Consider the following 18,978-nt stretch of genomic DNA (forward strand, 5'->3'; position numbering starts at 1 on the left):
AAATCTCCTGTTGAGCTTATATGGGGGCTGTATGAAACGTCGTTTTTCAAGCTTCTATCACAGTATTTTCCAGGGTTGATACATCTCCTGTGGGGAGATTGCATTCCCGCGATTTTAAGATTCGTCTCATGATTTTTCCGGCGTTGTTTTTTGGGAGTTGTGAGGCGAATTGAATCTTTCGGGGGGCGATAGCAGGGCCGAGGTGTTTTCGACCATAGCCAATAATGTCCTGATGTAACATTTCGCTGGCGGTATAACCTGAATGTAAAACAACACTGGCAACTACCAGTTCACCGAGCATTGCATCCGGTATACCGAAAACTGCTGCCTCAGCGACGGCAGGGTGAGCGGTAAGAACGGATTCCACTTCAAATGGGCCGACCATATGGCCGGCTGTTTTGATGATATCGTCTGCCCGCCCCTTAAACCAGAAGTACCCATCGCTGTCCATGTTAGCCAGGTCGCCTGTCAGGTACCAGCCACCGAAAAAGCATTTCTCATAGCGCTCGTTATCATGAATATATTGCCTGAACATTGATGGCCAGCCGGCTTTAAGCGCCAGTATTCCTGTCTCACCAGGTGCAGCCTCGCTGGTGGTTGATGATGTAAGGATAGTAGCTGTAATGCCCGGAATCGGACGGCCCATAGAACCTGGTTTGATCGGCTGACCGGGAAAATTGGCGATCATGATTCCGCCTGTCTCGGTTTGCCACCAGCTGTCGTGGATTGGACGGTTTAGCACTCGTTTTCCCCAGAGTACCGCGTTGGGATCCAGCGGTTCACCTACGCTGTGGATCGAGCGCAGGTGCGGGAATGTATATTGGTGCCATATTGATTCGTCAATCCGTATCAGTCGGCGAATGGCAGTGGGGGAGGTGTAGAGTACAGAAATCTTTTCGTCTGAGAGAATATGGAGCCACCGTTTGGCTTCAAAATCGCTCTGATCGATTACGGTGGTTATGCCGTGTACCAGCGGTGTAATAATTGAGTAGGAGGTTCCCGTAACCCAGCCGGGATCAGCAGTGCACCAGAAAACATCGTCTGGATGGAAATCCAGCACGTATTTTCCGGTTACATAATGGGTTACCACGGCTTCATGTACATGCAATGCGCCTTTAGGTAATGATGTGGTACCGCTGGTGAAATGAAGGAGAGCCGGATCTGTGGGGGATGTAGCTGGGATATCCCAGGTTTTCGGAGCTTCATTAAGGAGTCGTGGCAGGGACCATATTCCCGGTCCCTGGTGATCTTCGACATCCACAAGCAAGATATGTTTGAGGCCTGGCAGGGTATCCCACTGATGTTCGACTTTTCGGAAAAACTGTTGCTGCGTGGTTACCAGCACAACTCCATGCCCGCGTTGTAGTCGCTGGGCAACCGGTTCGGGCCCAAAGGATTCAAACAGCGGGCAGAATACATTCAAATGCTTAAAGCTTCCTATTACAACAGAGTAGAGCAGAGGAATCCGTCCCGTGAGGGAGAAGACTGTTTCTCCTTTTTTCAGGCCGAGTAACGCCAGGACATTGGCAAATCGGTTTGACTGCTCTTTTAGCGTTCTGTATGAGATTTCTTCTCTGGCATCGTCTGTTCCCAGCCAGCGGATTGCTATCCGGTTTCCAGCCGTAGCTGCATGACAATCAACAGCTTCATGGGCAATATTCAAGCCACGATCACCTGGCAGTCCCTCCAACTCGGAACGTGCCGATTGCCAGGTAAATTGACTGCAAATTTCTTCATACTTTTGTAAGTGCGGAGTGATATTAGGTGGTACAGGCGATTCTTCGATAATCCTGTAGGGCATAATGTTCCCTCCTGAATATGTCGAACTCTGATGAGAACTGGAAAGAGGTGTTCCAATTAAAATGGTATCTGTAGAGTTGCTGTCTGGCAAGGAAAATGGAGCAGGTCGAGGGGTGTTTTGTTTGTTAGGGAGAGGCGGGCATGACCCGAATAATTCATTCGGGTCATGCCCGCATTCATTTACACAGAGTATTTATGCATATGGATAGAGTCGGTGCTTGAAATGGTTGTGTGACGGGGAATTTGTCCCTTGTTATCGTTTTCCACCGCCACCACCACCTCCACCACCACCTTTACCTCCGTTGCCACCTCCACCTCCCCCTCCACCATTACCACTACCTCCGTTGCCTCCGCCATTACCGCTGCCATTGCTCTGGCCACCATTACCACCACCTGTTTGCCCTGTGGCACCCGCTACAGCTTGTCTGTTTCTACCTTGGTTTTGTGGAGTAGGGTCGGGGATAGGGAGTCCCTGAGCTTCTGCTCTAAGTCTCATCCTTTCTTCGTGCCTGTGCCTGAACGTGTTTCTAGCTTGTTCATTCTGCAGGGCCTGGTACTGACTCCTGTATTCTGCGATCTCGGTCGGAGTCATGAGATGCTGGCAGTAAATTTGAAGCCTGTCCCTGTCTTGTGTTTGAAGATAGAGTGGGTCATCCTGATGAATTCTCAATTGATCCTGCTGCTGATTAATAGCCAGTGAGGACGATGCTGATAATAGACATGTGGTTAGTATTGTAAGATGTACAATGTTCGATTTCTTCATAGTACCCTCCTGATAAAGTATGAAGTCCCGGCAGAACAGGTAATTCCTTCTCCTCAGTTTCCTCACCATACGAAACGTTTCAGAACGCATAAGGATACAAAAAAAAGCAGCATACAATAAAATCGTACGACTGAATCTCATCCTTAGAAATCAGGTCTAAAAATTCCGTCATAAAAAAAGGAAAAAACGTGATGTCTTTCAGGCAGTATTCCTGGATACATAAAACAAGTTTTGATCAATCAAAATCGTAGGGTGTATGTTCAAAACCTCATAAAGTTCATCTGAGCTGAAGTCATGATTTCCAAACTGAGAATGCAATTTTTGATCGACAAGTACCGCGGAGTAGTATTGGAAAATATTATCCAATACTACCCTGGAACTAGGTAACAATTACGCACTCAGCGCCTTCCGGATTTTCTTGAGATTCTTTTTAAATGCTATGAGTATCACATAAAAACAGTGTGATAATTTCAGATGTGCTAATGGCACTCAATTTGCTGTTATCTTATGGGAATAGGCATTGAAGTAAAACTTTAAATAAAAATGGGTGAATAGCATGGGGATAACGAAGAATAATTCGATTTACAAATGGGTTCGCACTTTGCACCGGGATATCGGTTTTTTTCTCATTGGTTTAACTGTCATATACTGTGTAAGCGGGATATTACTAACATTACGAGATACCGATTTCTTAAAAAGTGACAGATTGATTGAAAAGACCATTGATTCGGGATTGACAGGAAATAAAGTTTTAGAGACCTTGCATCTGAGAAGAGAGAAGATAGTTAGTGAAAATCAAAATGAGATTACGTTTACCACTGGAACGTATAACAAAGTAAGCGGGGATGTTTCATACAGAAGTCAGGAATTGCCCTCTATGCTTCAGGGGCTTAATGCATTGCACGTTGTGTCCAGCAAAGACTCAAAACACTGGATTACACTAACGTATGGAGTCACATTACTCTTCCTGGCGCTGTCTTCCTTGTTGATGTATAGGCCGGGTACTAAGCGTTTTAAACGAGGTGCTTTGACAGCTGTTTCTGGTGGAATTGCTTCCGTGATTTTGCTCATCCTATGATAGTTAGAGTGTAGCTCATGAGTTACCGCTTTTGTCTTTGGTATTGGGGGGATTGATAGTTGAGGAGAGATGATACCTGAACGTACCCCGGTCAGCCCTGTAGGGGGGGGGAAGTAAACATTCATGCATATTTACGTTAATTTTCATGGCGAAAAATTAAGTAAATGGTTGCATCAGGAGTAGCTGTGGTTTGTTGTCTGTGGTGCCTGCGTTTCTATTCTTTGTTCACCCGAAAGTTCAATTTTCTGTGTCGGGAGGGCGAATTCGATACCATGCTGTTTGAAATGGTTCAGGATCTCCAGATTAATTATCTGTTGAATGTCCATGTAATAGAGATAGTCAGGCGTATCGATCCAGTAGACGACTTCGAAATTCAGGCTATAGGAGCCATATTCCATAAAGTGAGCACGTTCAAAACGTATTTTCTTCAATTTTTCAATTATGTTACGAGTAATTGAGGGGATAACTTCCAATTTTTCCGAAGGAGTTTGATAGATCACCCGTAATATGAAAACAACACGACGCTCATACATACGTTTGTAGTTTCGGATTCTGCTGCTGAGCAGGTCAGCATTAGAAAAGATCAGCTGTTCGCCTGAGAGGCTGCGCAGGCGGGTAGTTTTTAAGCCGATGTATTCAACAGTGCCCATGAATTCGCCGACAATAATGAAGTCTCCTATGACGAACGGCTTATCGAGTACAATAGAAAATGAGGCGAAAAGATCGCTCAGAATATTCTGCACTGAGAGCGCAACTGCGATACCGCCGACCCCGAGGCCAGCGATCAGGGTCGTTACGTTTACACCAAAATTGTCAAGAGCAACAAGCAACAAACTTACCCAAAGAACAACACGCAGTATAAATGTCACTGAACTGAGGGTGGTAACAGCCTCGGCATTACGTTCAAGTTTTTTTTGCCGATATTTGTCCATAAGTGACCGCAGCACGTGGGTGACCAGGATGCCTGTTTGCAGTAAGGCGGCAAGTGTAAACGTTTTATCTAGAATGTTAGTTAGCAGGATGGGCAATGTGAGAGTAAGGGTGCCGATATAGATAGAGGCAATCAGAAGGAATGCAGGATGAATGCGTTCGATAAGTTCAGCCAGCAGATCATCCCAGCCAGCTGCAGTCACTTGGGTCGGACCCTTTACTTTGCGAACAAGAATATATTTCAGCAACCGTGTGAGAATATATAAGAGCAGCAATGTGAAGGTTGCATACAGCCAGCATTGAATCGAATTACCAAAAATGACTAAGCCCAAATCAGGCAGAAAAATATCCATCATGATTCAGATCCTCCGCATAACTGTAGAAAACGTCAGAAAGAGATACTTGAGCTATCGATTTTTTCTTTAATTTGTAGCCTGAACTCAAAATAATTCTATTATGTGCAGGCATATTATTCCACTCGCGTTTCGCGGGACAGTGATCCTGAGCAACTCTGAAGACTACGGGAAGAGAATAGTATTGAAGGGTTATCCCAACTCGCATCCTGTGATATTTTTATATCTGTAACTGGGCGGCAACGGCCACAGGCATTCCAAAGAAGATACTGAGAGTAACTTTCAAGAATGAATAGGTTGCTGTCACGATTGAATCCTGTAGCTGGCCGCTACAGGCAGTATGATGCTACCAACTTCCGAAGTGACATCATTGCCCCTCGGAGACTGTCCGACAATGGCAGTTGTTCCAAACTCTTCGTTATTGTCAAAAAACAATGCTCGCAGGTAGCGTAGACTCCGATATCATATATATGGTTGCGCGTGTTTTTTGAAAATGCCTCGAGTTTGAGCCAAATTCCTATTCTCAATTTTTCATGAGATTTTTTTAAGTGCCTAAATGTTATGGAAGAGAAGTAGAATCAGCACACGTCATTGTGACAGACTGTTTGCTTGCAGGTTAAACAAAAAAAATCACCTCAAAACAGATGTAATTGTCTTAAGGTGATTGCATTTTCAATGTGCCGGGTATGCCTCGGAAATCTTTGGCCAAGATGTGTTAAAATACCCTGAAGATTTTATACTTACCCTAAAATCATAGTAGGTAACCACAAAACTATTTGTGGAAAGATCATGCATGTAATCAGCACAGTCAGATTGATAAGTACAAACGGGGTAACTGATCGATAAATATCGGCCATTCCAACATTTGGAGGTGCAATACCTTTCAGGTAGAATAATGCGAACCCGTACGGAGGAGTCTGTACCGCAATCAAAATGTTGAGGATCATGAGAACGCCAAACCAGATAGGGTCATACCCCATTGACACTGCGATAGGTGTAAAGAGGGGCGCACACATCAAGACAATAATAAATTCGTCAATGACGAAACCTAACAGTAACATTATTACTTGAAACATAATGATGATCATGATTGGGGGCAGATCAAGATTAGTCGTAAAGTCTGATACCATTGATTGAACACCCATCAATAGATGGAAATTGCTAAATACTGAAGCACCGAAAATGATCCACATTGCCACACTTACGAGTAGAGACGTCTGTAGACCTACCTCAAGGAACATTTTTACTTTAAATCGCTTAAATACTATCGAAAGGATTACGGCTCCAACAACGCCAATGGCTCCGGATTCTGTCGGTGTAGCGATGCCTGAAATAATACTGCCCAGCACGGCTACAATAAGCAGCATTGCAAGAAAGCCATCGCGGGCAATACTCAGTTTCTGGCCTAGAGGTTTATTCTGATTGTCGGTATCGGCAACGGTTATAGGAGCCTTTTTCGGGTTCATCTTACAGCTGATAATGACGTACGTTATCATTAAGAGGACTGTTAACAGGGCAGGCATCATAGCCCCGATAAACATGCGCCCAATGGAGTTATGCGTTGATGCCGCAAACATGATCATTGGTATACTTGGAGGAATGAGAATACCCAATCCGCCACCAGCCATGATGACACCCATGGCAAGATTTTTGTTGTAGCCCCTTTCAAGCATTGGTTTTAAGGCAATGGAACCCGATGTCATTATACCTGCACCAATGATCCCCACCATTGCTCCAATCATGGAGCAGACAATGATAACACTTATAGCCAATGATCCGCGTATCTTGCCGATAAGCAACTGACTTGTGTCAAACATTGCATCGCCAATACCGGACTTAGTGAAAAACTGGCCCATATAAATGTATAAAGGAATGGCCAGCAGTATGAAACTGAAGTAGGTGCTTTCGATTGTAGTTGGAATAATATTAAAAACAGCATCTCCCCAGGTGAGATAACCGACGCCCATAGCTATGCCACCTAAAGCTAGGCCAACCGGTGCACCCAGTGCGAAAAAAATACAAATACCTAAGAGAAGAACGCCAGTAAGTGCTTCAATTCCCATTATCGTTCTCCCTTCTTAATCAAATTATTCCCGGTTATTACATAAAATACATCGACGATTATATCTCTGAACAGTTGGGCGATAAAAAGAACGCTGCCAATGATGGTCATGATCCAAAAATGGTGCATAAAAGGAGCCCATTCACTTTGCCTGCGTGTACCAAACTTGAGAGCATCTATGAACTTCTCGTGACACACATATATAATCAATATTAAAAAGAAAATACCGAGAGTGTATGAGATTAGATTAAATATCCGCTTTGTTTTCGGCGACACTCGTACGTAGAGGATATCCACAGCAATATGCGCTCTTTTCTGATGTGCATAAGCACCACCTAAAGCTGCAATATAGCCAAAGAGGAAAAGAGAAAGATCAAAAGCCCAGACGGTTGGCTTATTGAGAAAATACCGGGAGAAAACTTCAAAAGCGACAATCAGGGCGAGGATCGGCATCAGGTACGATGCTGCATAACCCATCATTTTGACAATGAAATCTACTTTTTTGCAGAATCCGCGCAGAATTGCTAAAAACATATAACACCTACTAGAGTTATGGAGAATGAGACCTTGCAGGCAAGGTCTCATTCTTCGAGCATTTCACACTGCTAACGCGTTATTATCCCTTGTTATTCTTCAATACATCAATCAACTGCTTGCTGTACTTATTCTCAGCGGCATACTCGCCCCACAAAGATTCACCAGCTTCAGCCCAGATTTTTTTGTCAGTTTCATTTGGAGTTGCACTCCAGAGCAGGCCTTTGCTTTCCATCTCTGTGACTGCCTCAGATTCCCACTTTTTGGACATTGCAAGTTGTGATTTGGCGTGAATTTCAGTCGCTTCCATAACTACTTTTTTGAGGTCATCAGGAAGCTTATTCCAGGCTTTTTGATTAACAAGAATAGGAAGGACCTGTGCTCCGGCAAGAGGCAGGGGATACATGTATTGGGCAACTTCAACATGATTACCATCACGATGATCAATCATGTTGCTGCCAATTGATCCATCAATAACTCCAGTCGCTAAACTGGTGTAGATCTCACTCCAGGCAAGAGAAACAGGTGAAGCACCTAATTTACGTAAGAATTTACCATAAGCTCCAGGAGCACGAATTTTGAGCCCTTTGAAGTCCTCAACGGAATTAATTTTGTTTTTGGTCAGAATGTATACCGGTGGCTGAATATACGGTTCGAGCCATTCCAAACCATGCTCGCCATATGCTTCCTTAAGAATAGGAGACCAGCCTTTATCGTGAAAGAGTGAATACAGTTCACTCGTGTCGCTTGTACCGCCTGGCAGACCAATTTCGACAACTCCGGCAGGGAGTTCACCCGCATGCATTGACTGAAAAGGAGCAACCATTGTCAGCAAGCCGGTCTTTGCTGCGCTGAGCATTCCACTCGTGCCTACGCCTTCTCCTGAATAGAGCACCTGAACCTTAATTCTGCCGCCGGACATCTCGCCGATGTTCTTGCCGAGATCCTCATAAAGAGCACCAAAAGCGGTTCCACGACCATAGAGATTTCCAAAACGCCAGTTATGTTCTGCTGAAGCAGCGTTTGTAGCACAGACGGCTAATCCTAAGCCTACCAGCATTGTTGACTTGAGAATTGTACTTTTCATACCTTGTAGAATCGGTAACATGTTTTCTCCCTTGTGATGTATTGGTTTATTGATCGGCAAAAGTATTTTCACATATCCTTCAAAGACATTGATATGACAAAGACTCTTTAAACGAAGAACATCTCTTGCCTGTTTCAAAAAAAATATGAGAAATTAGGTCTGGTAGAAGGTGTATTCAGCAAGTACCTGCCCCTGACGTATCTTTATTCAGCAAATACCGAGCCAGGAGTTAATTTTTTCAGGAAGAGTGGTGAGTTGTGTTTTTAGCCATGAAATCAAACATTCAGGATTCGGTGGAAAGGTTTGTGTCAACCAGGTCGTCAACCAGGGTTGACGTTGTAAGCCATGGTTGACACGGGGTGTGAAGTACAGTTTTGACGAAATTACAGGGAGGAGATTTGCTTGAGGCAGGCGTTCAGGCAGGAAACGGGGCAGTTGGTAGTCGTTGCCTGTGTAATCCTGTCCTGAGATTATGAGTTAATGGAGTTACACCTGCAATCTCGTAGGTGATTCAGGAGTAATAGGTGTGTAAAACATGGTTGACACACGAAAAAGGACTGAGGTTAAAGGGTTTAGGGCTGAGTGAAATGCATTGAAAATGCAATACGCTTTTTAAATACTCTGTCCTTTTACCTTTGGCCTAAGTCCTTATGCATGCGTCCAGTTTATACAGTGTGCTGAAATGACATAAAATTTGGTAAAAATGAAAGGATATGGGTAATAGGCTGTCCCAGTTGGGTATGAGATATGATAAAAATCAGATACTTTCTGAAGGATCCTCAGATGTTCGTTTTTTTAAACGTTTATTAAGTGCCTGTCTTGAAACGCCAAGTAACTGTGATGCTTGACTCTGATTGTTTTCGGTGACGTGAAGAGCCGTATCGATTGCAAATTCAGCAAGCTCTTCAAGTGTCGGGAAGTGACCGAAAATTTCCTCCAGCGGATTTGTTAAGCCGGGTTCCTGAGTTTTCACAGAGACAGAACCAGCAAGCCTTTCGGAGAGGTGATTAACGTCAATGCGTCCATGATTGCATCTGGCTACAGCATCTGAGATATAGGCTTTCAGTTCCCTGATGTTTCCCCAGAAGGGATGCTTCATTAAAAGGCTTAACGCCTTTTCGCCTATAACAGGAATCTCTTTATTCATTGCTGTTGCAGTAGATGCAATTAAATGCTCAACGAGTAACGGAATATCCTCTCTACGGTCTCGTAATGGTGGTAATTTTGCGAGGTGAGTGCTGAGTCGATAGTAGAGATCCATTCTAAATTCCCCATCTCTTCCAGCAAGTTTGCTCAGGTCTTTATTTGTCGCTGTGATAATGCGTGCATGACACTCTTTAGGTTGATCTGAGCCAAGAGGATAATAGATTTTTTCCTGGAGCAGCCTAAGAAGCTTCACCTGTGAGGCTTCACTGAGGTCTCCTATTTCATCAAGAAAAACTGTGCCATTGGCTGCTTTTTCGAGCATGCCGCTTCGTACAAAATCAGCACCTGTATACGCCCCTTTGGTATGTCCAAACAGGGTGTCTGAGAGCAACGTGTCATCCAGGCCGGATATGTCGAGTGCAACAAACTCTCCCTGCAGCCCACTAATATCATGTATTGCCTTTGCAATAAGTTCTTTGCCGGAACCGGTTTCACCAAGTATCAATACTGGCAGGCCGCTTGTTGCAATCGATTCTATATATTGAAAGAGTCCGAGCATTATCGGGCTTCGTGATATTATTGGTTCAAATGCCTGGTTTTTAGTTGGATTGTCGTTGAATGAGATGCCTTTAAGGGACAGAACCTCCTCACGAAGAAAATTTATTTCCAGCGCGTTCCGTAGAGCGGAACTGAACATTTCGAGATTTATCGGTTTAACAAGGTAGTCATGGGCACCGAGCTTCAAACATTCAACAGCCGTCTCAATTTCAGAGTCTGCAGTGATGATAATGACGGGAACCTGTGGCTTCTTGATTTTCAGTTCTTTCAGTACTTCCTGTCCTGTTTTGTTGGGCATATTGAGATCGAGAAACACTACAGGAGACTGCATTTTTTCCACTGTAGATAACACGTTGCGGCTATCACTGAGTGTTTTGATATTTGCCATACCCATTGATGAAAGCAAAAGGCTGTAGGCCTCAAGCTCATCACATTCATCGTCTACCAGAAGTATCTGGCAGTTTGTCATCTTTGAACTAATCATTGACTGCTATCCGCTAGTATTTTATTGAGTTTGATTGTGAATTTTGCCCCGGAATCTGTGTTTGCTGCTGTAAGCGATCCACTCATCTGTTTTTCCACTATCATTTTCGACATATAGAGTCCCAGCCCTGAGCCTGAAGTTGATCCTTTCGTGGTAAAATACGGGTTGAAAATTCTCAGCATCAAATCCTCGGGTATGCCGCAACCACTGTCGCAGATTTCTATTTGAACAATATGTTCATCGTGGCTGACAACTACTTTAATGGTTTTTGCCAGTGTTGCATCTCCCGCCTCGAGTGTGCGCTGCAGGATTGCGTCTTTCGCGTTTACGAGAAGATTTACAAGGACATGCACAAATTCACGGCGGTAACCAAAAACCATGAGAGAATGTGTGCTTGTTTTGTTAATAACGCTGAGAGCAATGTCTGCGTGTTTAACTTGTGCTTCCAGCAGTTTGACCGCACTTATAACTACCTTGAGAGCATCGACAGGCCCTTTTGATTTTGAAGGCTTGGAGAAATTCCTGAAATCATCAATCGTTTTTGACATGAAGTGGATTTGCCGGTTGGCGCCTGTGACTAATTTTTCAACAAACGATTTCTCCAGCTTATTATTATAATGAGCGGCCTGTAGACTCGAGATATATGTAGAAAGGGTATTGAGAGGTTGTCGCCATTGATGGGCGATTGCTCCTAGCATTTCACCTGCAGCCGCCAGTTTGTGAGCCTGAATAAGCTGCATTTCGGCATCAACCCGTTTGGAAATATCCCTGATACTATATAAGGTGAGTTCTTCATCTTTAAGTTTGAAAATTTTCCAACTGACAGATGTTGGGAATTCCATTCCATCAGACTTGATAAATGACCACCTGAAGACCTGTTGCTCGTCATGAAGGGCCGCTGATAAGATTTTCTCTAATTTGTGTGCACTGGAAGAGCCGTCAGGTTGATTGACAGGTGATAACTCAAGGATACCTTTCCCGATGATATCGTTTTTTGGGAAGCCGAACAGTTCAATTGCTTTATGATTACACTCAGCACACTTGCTGCCATTGGTGATCATGAACGCATCGTTTGCAACATTAAACAGTGTTTTATAGTACGTTTCAACTTCCTTTCTCTTGATAATATTCCATTGAAGATCTTTGTTGATTCCGGTTAATTCAAGCTGGTGCTGCTCTATGGCAGAACTGTAGCTTTTTCTATAGAAATAAAGACCTAAGCCACTTAATCCCACGACAAACAGTGCAACAAGAGCCAAAAATCCAAGCACCCTGAGAGCCATTTCCGTTGCAAATATCATCGTTGTTTTACGTGTGATAGAATATGCTTCTATTCGTGGCACTGTCACACACATAAACCAGTCGGAGTTGTCAATCTGGCTGAATGAGAGTACGTGATCACGCATATCCTTTGAATGATACGTGACTGTCCCGACGTCCTTATTTTTAAAGTGATTAAGCCTGTTAGCAAGGTCGCTTTCGATGTCCTGTAATTTTTGTTGCATAACATAATTCTGATTACGATGGACCAGAATGGTACCATCTTTTTGAACAATGAATGCATGGCCGGTTTCTCCTACCTTCAGGTTCATCACATTATCGACAAGGGTATCGAGTACTGTGTCTGCCGACATCACCCCGATTATTTTCCCGTTAACGATCAGTGGTTTAACAAGTGCGATAACAAATTTATTGGTAACAAGATCTATATAAGGAGTAGTAAAACTGATCTCTCCAACTGTAATTGCCCGTTGATACCAGGGGCGCAATCGAGGATCATAATTGGTTGGTGGTGTCCAGTCTGCGCCATCGATCAACAGGCCGTCACTTCTGCCAATATACACATCGGAAAAGTGGCCGGCTTTCATTGCCATTTTTAATGGTTTGAGTGTTTCATCATTTGGTGCAAGGGCAGGTAACGGTACTGAATCGGCAGTAGCTGTGAGGATTTTCATTTGTTGAGCGAGCCATATTTCAACTGTATCTGCCGCTTTAACCGCGATTTCTTCTTGTTGATCAGCAATGGTTTTATTAACGATATGTTGAGTAATGCGGTGATTGATGCCGGTGGCAACCAGAATCACCACGGACAGTGCAGCGACCGTTATAATGTATTTTTTATTAGGCATATTCACATTTGGCATGTCGTGGAGTAATCACTTTGTAATTCGTTAAAATTTGTCTATAACAAAACGCCGCTATGAATGAGATGGCAAGCTTTTGTTCGATTATTTTCAGAAAACGTGAAGGTAAATCCATTAATATGAAGTAAACCCTAGCAATATTTGATCCAACGTTGCGGGCAGATCCAACTCCTTGGCCGAAAGCGCTTCAGGAAGAGAATAAAACAGGTGACTGTATTGAACACAGCAATAAACGAAAAGCAGATTGTTAACTGTATCGGCAGTGCGGTTTTCGCGACCGACAGTCAGGCTGTAATTACTCATGTTAATTGTCAAAGTGAAAAGAAACTCGGCATGAGTGCGGAGGACCTGATCGGAAGACGTATTGCAGACGCTCTCCCTCTTTTTAAAGCTGTCATTATGGAGAGTTTACAGAGCGGTAGGTCGCTGCTGAACCAACCACTGGAGGTTGGGGAGGAACATCTCATAATGCACGTAACTCCGATATATTATGAGCAGCAGGTTGTCGGCGCAGTCTGTAATTTACAGGAACTTGATGCGTGTGAAGTCTCTGTAATGCAATCGGATTCTTACAGGGAGTTGAATCGTCAGCTTAAAACGATTATCGCCGCTTCATCAGATGGTATATGGGTCTGTGATGGTGAGGGGAATGTTGTATCCATCAATAGCGCATCTGAAGCACTTAACGGTATAAAATCCAGAGATATAATTGGTAAAAACATTATACATCTTCTTGAAAACAAGAGTTTCGATCAATCTGTTACCACCAAGGTTCTTGAGAGCGGGAAACAGGAAACAATTGTCCAGAATATTAAGAAAACCAACCGAATCCTACTCTGTACAGGAACGCCCGCTCGAGATGAAAATGGTAACATTGCCATGATCGTCGTAAATGAAAGGGACCTGACAGAACTTGAGACCTTGCGCAACAGGTTCAAAGAAAACAAGAAACTCACTGAGAAATTTAAAGAAGAGTTGTCTGAATTCACCCTACGGGAGTTAGTGCACAATACAATCATTGCCGACAGTAATATCATGAAGCAGATTCTTCAAAAATCCTTGAAGCTTGCTCATATAGGTGCTTCGAATATTTTGATTCTTGGTGCTTCTGGTACCGGCAAAGGGTTACTTGCCAAATCTATTCATAAAAACAGTAATCGGCGTGATAATCCTTTCGTAGAAATAAACTGTGCAGCTCTTCCTGAAAACCTGCTGGAGGCAGAGCTTTTCGGTTATGAAAAGGGTGCCTTTACCGGAGCTGCCAATACCGGCAAAGTGGGTTTATTTGAGTTGGCTCAGGGAGGAACTCTTTTTCTTGATGAAATTGGTGATATGCCATTGAATCTGCAGACAAAACTTCTGAAATATCTCGACGATAAGAAATTCAGGCGGCTTGGAGGCACCAAATCAATACATGTGGATTGTGCAACAATTTCTGCCACCAATAGGAATCTGCAGGATAGAGTCAAAAGCAATGAATTTCGGGAAGATTTGTATTACCGGCTCAGCAGTTTTACTCTGGAGATACCATCATTGCGTGACCGCAGGGAAGACATTCCCGGCCTGGTAAGATTTTACCTGAAAAAGTATAATCAGAAATACGGTAGATCGACCCACATCCGCTCAAGAACAGTTAAGAGCTTGCAAAGCTACGATTTCCCCGGAAACATTCGAGAATTAAAGAATATAATTGAGAACGGGGTGGTTCTTAGTGAAGAGTCAAAGCTTGACGCGTTTCTTCTCGCTAGCATTGAGACGAATGAACTCGTGCATCCACCCGAGGATGAGCACTCAGCGTCACCACAACAGTTGGATTTACATGCAACTCTTGAACAACTTGAGAAACAACTGCTCATTAAAGCAAGAGCACATTGTACGACTACCAGGGAGATGGCTGCCCATTTAAACATCAGCCAACCTTCTGTTGTAAGAAAATGTAAAAAATATGGATTATAATTTAAATCTGTAATTCCTTCCGCTTATTTACTACATCTTTTGATACAATTGTGAATCAGTAAAAACGGATCTCATGTTTGTTGCACACGAGTGTTCCGATCCTAAAGTCTGATTAACTTGGAAATTTACTCTGTTGCTCCTGAAAATATCCTATTATATTTAATGGTTACAGGTTTTTGTCATTCTTCTTTCTTTTGCGTTAAATTTCCCTCCCTATGTTTTGATCCAGAAATGAATCATTAAAATTCGCTGTAAAAACGAATTTTTATAGTTGATTTGATCCGGTTTTGAATCAAAAAGTCATTTGCCATCACATGTAGACATCATCCGTCGCGCTGCTTTTGCACGTGTTGTTGTCCTTTCTTCAATATGGCATCCCTTTTGCTAGTGTTAGACCAGCATACGGTTCGTTTCGACAAAATCAAAGCAAGGGATATAAAAATGGAAAAGCTACAAACAAACGCAGAGCTGCATGAACTCCGAAACAAAGTGATAGCAAAAGGTAATGCCAGTGCCACTGACAGATATATAGCTCATGCCAAAGGTGCTATTATCACTGATGTGGAAGGGCAGGAGTATATTGATTTTGCAGGTGGTATTGCCGTAATGAATGTCGGACACTCTCACCCAAAGGTTGTTAAGGCCATAAAAGATCAGGCAGAGAAATTTACTCATACCTGTTTTATGGTTGCCCCGTATGCATCTCCGGTAAAGCTTGCAGAGAAATTATGTGCTGCGGCCCCGGGCGATTCCCCAAAAGCTGTGATGTTTGCCAATAGTGGTGCAGAAGCCGTAGAAAATGCAGTTAAGATCGCCAGATATTATACTCAGAAAACAGGTATTATTGCTTTTGAGAATGGTTTTCATGGTCGTACATTAATGGGTATGACACTCACCTCTAAGGTGAAGCCCTACAAGCATGGTCTCGGTCCGTTTGCACCTGAAGTATATCGTATGCCTTACGCCAACTGTTATCGCTGCCCGTTCGGCAAAGAGTATCCAAGCTGTGATGTGGCCTGTGCTGATCACCTTGAGGATTTCTTTATCAACTATGTATCTGCTGAGCAGACAGCTGCAATCGTCATCGAACCTGTTCAGGGCGAAGGTGGTTTTGTTGCTCCTCCTAAAGAGTACTTTAAGAAACTGAAAGCACTTTGTGAGAAAAATTCAATTCTTATGATAGCAGACGAAGTTCAGACCGGTATCGGCAGAACCGGCTATATGTTTGCAATGGAGTATTATGGAGTTGAGGCGGACATCACGACTGTGGCTAAAAGTCTTGCTGCCGGTATGCCTCTGAGCGCAGTTATAGGCAAAAAAGAAATCATGGATTCAGTACATCCTTCAGGAATAGGCGGAACCTACAGCGGCAATCCTCTCACCTGCGAAGCTGCACTGGCAGTTTTCGATATTTTTGAGTCTGAAGATCTTCTTGCTAAAGCCAAAACTCTTGGAGAGAGTCTTCACTCTACCTTGAAAGGGTTTCAGGAGAAACATTCACTTATTGGTGATGTCCGTGGAATTGGCCCGATGATAGCCATGGAACTCGTTTATGACAGAGACGCAAAGACTCCTGCACCTGATAAAGCAAAACAACTCGTAAAATTCTGCTTTGACAGAAACCTTATCCTTCTGGCCTGTGGTACCTATGGCAATGTTATCAGATTTTTGATGCCTCTGGTTATTACTGATGAACAGTTGGCAAAAGGTATGGAGATTATTGATGATGGATTGACCGCAATCAGCTAAATCATCATTCGTGTCGATTATGCGTTGAGGATGCAACATGATCTCCGTCTGCCCACTAATGGATAGTGGGCAGACTTCATACCGTATACGATACCTTCGACGTTTTAGCTTGAGTGAAACAGTTACGCGTGCAGCCCATTAACAGGAGTACTTTGTGATAATTACGGCCAAAGAGGAACAACATGTTTGGATATTATAACAGGATATTAACCGTCAATCTTACTGATCAATCAGTTTCCATAGAGCCGGTTGACGATCAGGTGTTAGCTGAGTGCTTTGGCGGTAAAGGATTGGCGACCCGGCTTCTTCTTGAACGCAATACGCCTGGTGTTGACCCTCTTTCGCCTGAAAATAATCTCATTTTTTCGACAGGCTCATTTTGTGGTGGACGTCTGTGGGGAGCAAGCAGGTACGGAGTGTATACAAAATCACCACTGACAGGATTTTATGCAGAATCCTACTCTGGCGGAAAAGTTCCTGAAGCGATTGATTCCGCAGGTTTTGATGCAATAATCCTGACTGGCAAAGCGAAAATTCCAACAGTGCTCACCATTACACCGGAAGGTGTTGATTTTCATGATGCCGGTGATTTGTGGGGCACCGATTCCATTGAGGCTGAAGAAGAAGCAGTTGCCCGTTTTTCAGTAAGTCATGAAGGCTATCGAAAACCGGGTGCAGTCACCATCGGTCCCGCAGGGGAAAGAATGGTCAAGTTTGCTCTCATAGCAAATGATAAATGGCGTTGTGCCGGCCGAACCGGTGCTGGTGCGGTAATGGGGTCAAAACTCGTTAAGGCCATTGTATTTCAAGGTGACAGGAAACGGCAATATGCTGATCCGGAAGGTGTTGCACAGTACGCCAAGGAATTTTCCAGTAAAAATATTACAAATCCAGGTGTAAAGGCCTATAAGGCAATGGGGACAACGATGATGGTCTCCCTGATGAACACAGTTGGTGCGTTTCCTGCAAAATATTGGAGCGAAGGATCTTGCGAGCACTGGGAGAAGATCAGCGGTGAGCAGTACCATGCCGAACATGAGGTGAAACCCCATGCCTGTGCCAAATGCTTTATGGCTTGTGGCAGGATGGCAACGATTAAAAAAGGACGCCATAAAGGTCTTAAGCTCGAAGGTCCTGAATACGAGACAATCTATTCTTTCGGCGGGCTTTGCATGGTTGATGATATGGCAGAGATTGCTCATCTTAACGATATCTGTGACCGGCTGGGTATGGACACGATTACCGCTGGTAATCTCTGCGGCCTTGCCATTGAAGCCAAAGCCCGGGGCAAGATAGATTTTGATATTGAATATGGCAACGTTGATCAGATTGCTACCCTTGTACAGATGATATCTGACCGTGACGGTATCGGAGATCTTCTGGCAGACGGAATTATACCTGCTTCAAAGGCCTGGGGCCTTGAAGATATTGCAGTACATGTAAAAGGTATGGAGCCTGCCGGTTATGATCCTCGAGCATTAAAGGGTATGGGCTTAACTTTTGCAACCTCTCCCCGAGGTGCATGTCACTTGAGAACAACGTTTTACAAACCGGAACTCTCAGGCATTATCCCCCCTGAACAAACTAAAGACAAAGCCGAGTTGCTTATTGAGTACGAAGATCGTCTGAATATTTTTGATACCCTGGTGCTCTGCCGTTTTTATCGCGATCTTTATAGCTGGGAAGAGCTTGAAACAGCGCTTGCAGCTGTTACAGGTCAACCATGCGAGAAAGCTGAATTGCAAAAGGTTGCCGGCAACATCGTTAACATGACCCGGGAGTTTAACTTGCGTGAAGGCATGCTGCCAGAGCATGAGCGATTACCTAAACGTATTCATAAAGAGGCACTTCCATCAGGTAAATCTCTTTCGGCGGAAGAGATGGAATATATGCTCAGTGATTATTATCGCCTGAGAGGATGGGGCGAGGCTGAAGCCTGAAACCAATATACGTGTTTCTGTATCTGTATCGTTTAGGCAGAAATTTGCGGTTGTTGGTCGGTCACTATTTAGACTTTTGGAGACGTACGTCATGTCTATGCTTGCAAAGAAAAAACAGATCCTTCAAATCTTAGTTGCAAACCTCAATAACTCCGAACCCCAGGTTGTTCATTCTGAAATGATTGCAGATAAACTGGAGATGAGCGTAAAAGACACCTGCCAGATGTTAAAAATCATGCATAAACTTGGGATGGTAATCAGCGATGGGGAAGGCGAGAAGTCACTTATAACCAGAGAGGGGTTGAAATGCGTGGACCAGGCGTTTGGTGGGACTGCGTGTAGTGTTTAGTCGCAAATGTCTGTTTGTAATGTGAGTATTTTCAATTGGTTCGGA

At 43.7% G+C, this 18,978-nt stretch carries 13 protein-coding genes; 5 read left to right on the forward strand and 8 right to left on the reverse strand.

The window, feature by feature from the left end; all coding sequences use genetic code 11:
* Positions 1 to 46: 46 nt before the first annotated feature.
* Entirely contained in the window at positions 47 to 1,801 is a 1,755-nt protein-coding gene (gene acsA, locus FCL46_RS04475) for an acetate--CoA ligase (RefSeq protein WP_136805180.1), read from the reverse strand.
* 252 nt (positions 1,802 to 2,053) lie between these two features.
* Entirely contained in the window at positions 2,054 to 2,563 is a 510-nt protein-coding gene (locus FCL46_RS04480) for a hypothetical protein (RefSeq protein WP_176371588.1), read from the reverse strand.
* Between the two features lie 556 nt (positions 2,564 to 3,119).
* Here FCL46_RS04480 and FCL46_RS04485 point away from each other — a divergent pair.
* Positions 3,120 to 3,641, forward strand: a complete 522-nt coding sequence (locus FCL46_RS04485) for a hypothetical protein (protein WP_136805181.1) — start codon at positions 3,120 to 3,122, stop codon at positions 3,639 to 3,641.
* 173 nt (positions 3,642 to 3,814) lie between these two features.
* Here FCL46_RS04485 and FCL46_RS04490 read toward each other — a convergent pair whose 3' ends face one another.
* From FCL46_RS04490 to FCL46_RS04515, 6 genes are all read right to left on the reverse strand, one after another.
* Positions 3,815 to 4,927: a mechanosensitive ion channel family protein gene (locus FCL46_RS04490; RefSeq protein ID WP_136805182.1), complete on the reverse strand. Its 1,113-nt coding sequence runs from the start codon at positions 4,925 to 4,927 to the stop codon at positions 3,815 to 3,817.
* A 737-nt stretch (positions 4,928 to 5,664) separates the two neighbouring features.
* Positions 5,665 to 6,987 carry a TRAP transporter large permease gene (locus tag FCL46_RS04495; RefSeq protein ID WP_136805183.1) on the reverse strand — a complete coding sequence of 441 codons (1,323 nt, stop codon included), beginning with the start codon at positions 6,985 to 6,987 and terminating at the stop codon, positions 5,665 to 5,667.
* Positions 6,987 to 7,520, reverse strand: a complete 534-nt coding sequence (locus FCL46_RS04500) for a TRAP transporter small permease subunit (protein ID WP_136805184.1) — start codon at positions 7,518 to 7,520, stop codon at positions 6,987 to 6,989. Before FCL46_RS04500 ends, FCL46_RS04495 begins: the two co-directional genes overlap by 1 nt.
* A gap of 82 nt (positions 7,521 to 7,602) precedes the next feature.
* Entirely contained in the window at positions 7,603 to 8,628 is a 1,026-nt protein-coding gene (locus FCL46_RS04505; RefSeq protein ID WP_136805185.1) for a TRAP transporter substrate-binding protein, read from the reverse strand.
* A 736-nt stretch (positions 8,629 to 9,364) separates the two neighbouring features.
* A complete protein-coding gene (locus FCL46_RS04510) occupies positions 9,365 to 10,795 on the reverse strand; it encodes a sigma-54-dependent transcriptional regulator (RefSeq protein ID WP_136805186.1) in 1,431 nt (476 codons plus the stop codon).
* On the reverse strand, positions 10,792 to 12,924 hold the full coding sequence (locus FCL46_RS04515; protein ID WP_167505719.1) for a cache domain-containing protein: 2,133 nt from the start codon (positions 12,922 to 12,924) through the stop codon (positions 10,792 to 10,794). The genes FCL46_RS04510 and FCL46_RS04515 overlap by 4 nt, the downstream gene beginning before the upstream one ends.
* 231 nt (positions 12,925 to 13,155) lie before the next feature.
* Here FCL46_RS04515 and FCL46_RS04520 point away from each other — a divergent pair, with 231 nt between their 5' ends.
* The 4 genes from FCL46_RS04520 (at position 13,156) to FCL46_RS04535 (ending at position 18,933) form a co-directional block, all read left to right on the forward strand.
* Positions 13,156 to 14,895, forward strand: coding sequence for a sigma 54-interacting transcriptional regulator (locus tag FCL46_RS04520; RefSeq protein WP_167505720.1), 1,740 nt, complete (start codon positions 13,156 to 13,158; stop codon positions 14,893 to 14,895).
* Positions 14,896 to 15,336: 441 nt separating this feature from the next.
* Entirely contained in the window at positions 15,337 to 16,644 is a 1,308-nt protein-coding gene (gabT, locus tag FCL46_RS04525) for a 4-aminobutyrate--2-oxoglutarate transaminase (RefSeq protein ID WP_136805189.1), read from the forward strand.
* A gap of 182 nt (positions 16,645 to 16,826) precedes the next feature.
* Positions 16,827 to 18,584: an aldehyde ferredoxin oxidoreductase family protein gene (locus FCL46_RS04530; protein WP_136805190.1), complete on the forward strand. Its 1,758-nt coding sequence runs from the start codon at positions 16,827 to 16,829 to the stop codon at positions 18,582 to 18,584.
* 91 nt (positions 18,585 to 18,675) lie between these two features.
* Positions 18,676 to 18,933: a hypothetical protein gene (locus tag FCL46_RS04535; protein ID WP_136805191.1), complete on the forward strand. Its 258-nt coding sequence runs from the start codon at positions 18,676 to 18,678 to the stop codon at positions 18,931 to 18,933.
* Positions 18,934 to 18,978: the final 45 nt, after the last annotated feature.

The organism is Desulfosediminicola flagellatus (genome assembly GCF_005116655.2).
Lineage (GTDB): Bacteria > Desulfobacterota > Desulfobulbia > Desulfobulbales > Desulfocapsaceae > Desulfopila > Desulfopila flagellata.

Coding starts and splice junctions, on each gene's coding strand:
- FCL46_RS04535 (WP_136805191.1), top strand. CDS start 18,676: ATGTCTATGCTTGCAAAGAAAAAACAGATCCTTCAAATCTTAGTTGCA.
- FCL46_RS04495 (WP_136805183.1), bottom strand. CDS start 6,987: ATGGGAATTGAAGCACTTACTGGCGTTCTTCTCTTAGGTATTTGTATT.
- gabT (WP_136805189.1), top strand. CDS start 15,337: ATGGAAAAGCTACAAACAAACGCAGAGCTGCATGAACTCCGAAACAAA.
- FCL46_RS04485 (WP_136805181.1), top strand. CDS start 3,120: ATGGGGATAACGAAGAATAATTCGATTTACAAATGGGTTCGCACTTTG.
- acsA (WP_136805180.1), bottom strand. CDS start 1,801: ATGCCCTACAGGATTATCGAAGAATCGCCTGTACCACCTAATATCACT.
- FCL46_RS04510 (WP_136805186.1), bottom strand. CDS start 10,795: ATGATTAGTTCAAAGATGACAAACTGCCAGATACTTCTGGTAGACGAT.
- FCL46_RS04515 (WP_167505719.1), bottom strand. CDS start 12,924: ATGCCTAATAAAAAATACATTATAACGGTCGCTGCACTGTCCGTGGTG.
- FCL46_RS04490 (WP_136805182.1), bottom strand. CDS start 4,927: ATGATGGATATTTTTCTGCCTGATTTGGGCTTAGTCATTTTTGGTAAT.
- FCL46_RS04505 (WP_136805185.1), bottom strand. CDS start 8,628: ATGTTACCGATTCTACAAGGTATGAAAAGTACAATTCTCAAGTCAACA.
- FCL46_RS04530 (WP_136805190.1), top strand. CDS start 16,827: ATGTTTGGATATTATAACAGGATATTAACCGTCAATCTTACTGATCAA.
- FCL46_RS04500 (WP_136805184.1), bottom strand. CDS start 7,520: ATGTTTTTAGCAATTCTGCGCGGATTCTGCAAAAAAGTAGATTTCATT.
- FCL46_RS04480 (WP_176371588.1), bottom strand. CDS start 2,563: ATGAAGAAATCGAACATTGTACATCTTACAATACTAACCACATGTCTA.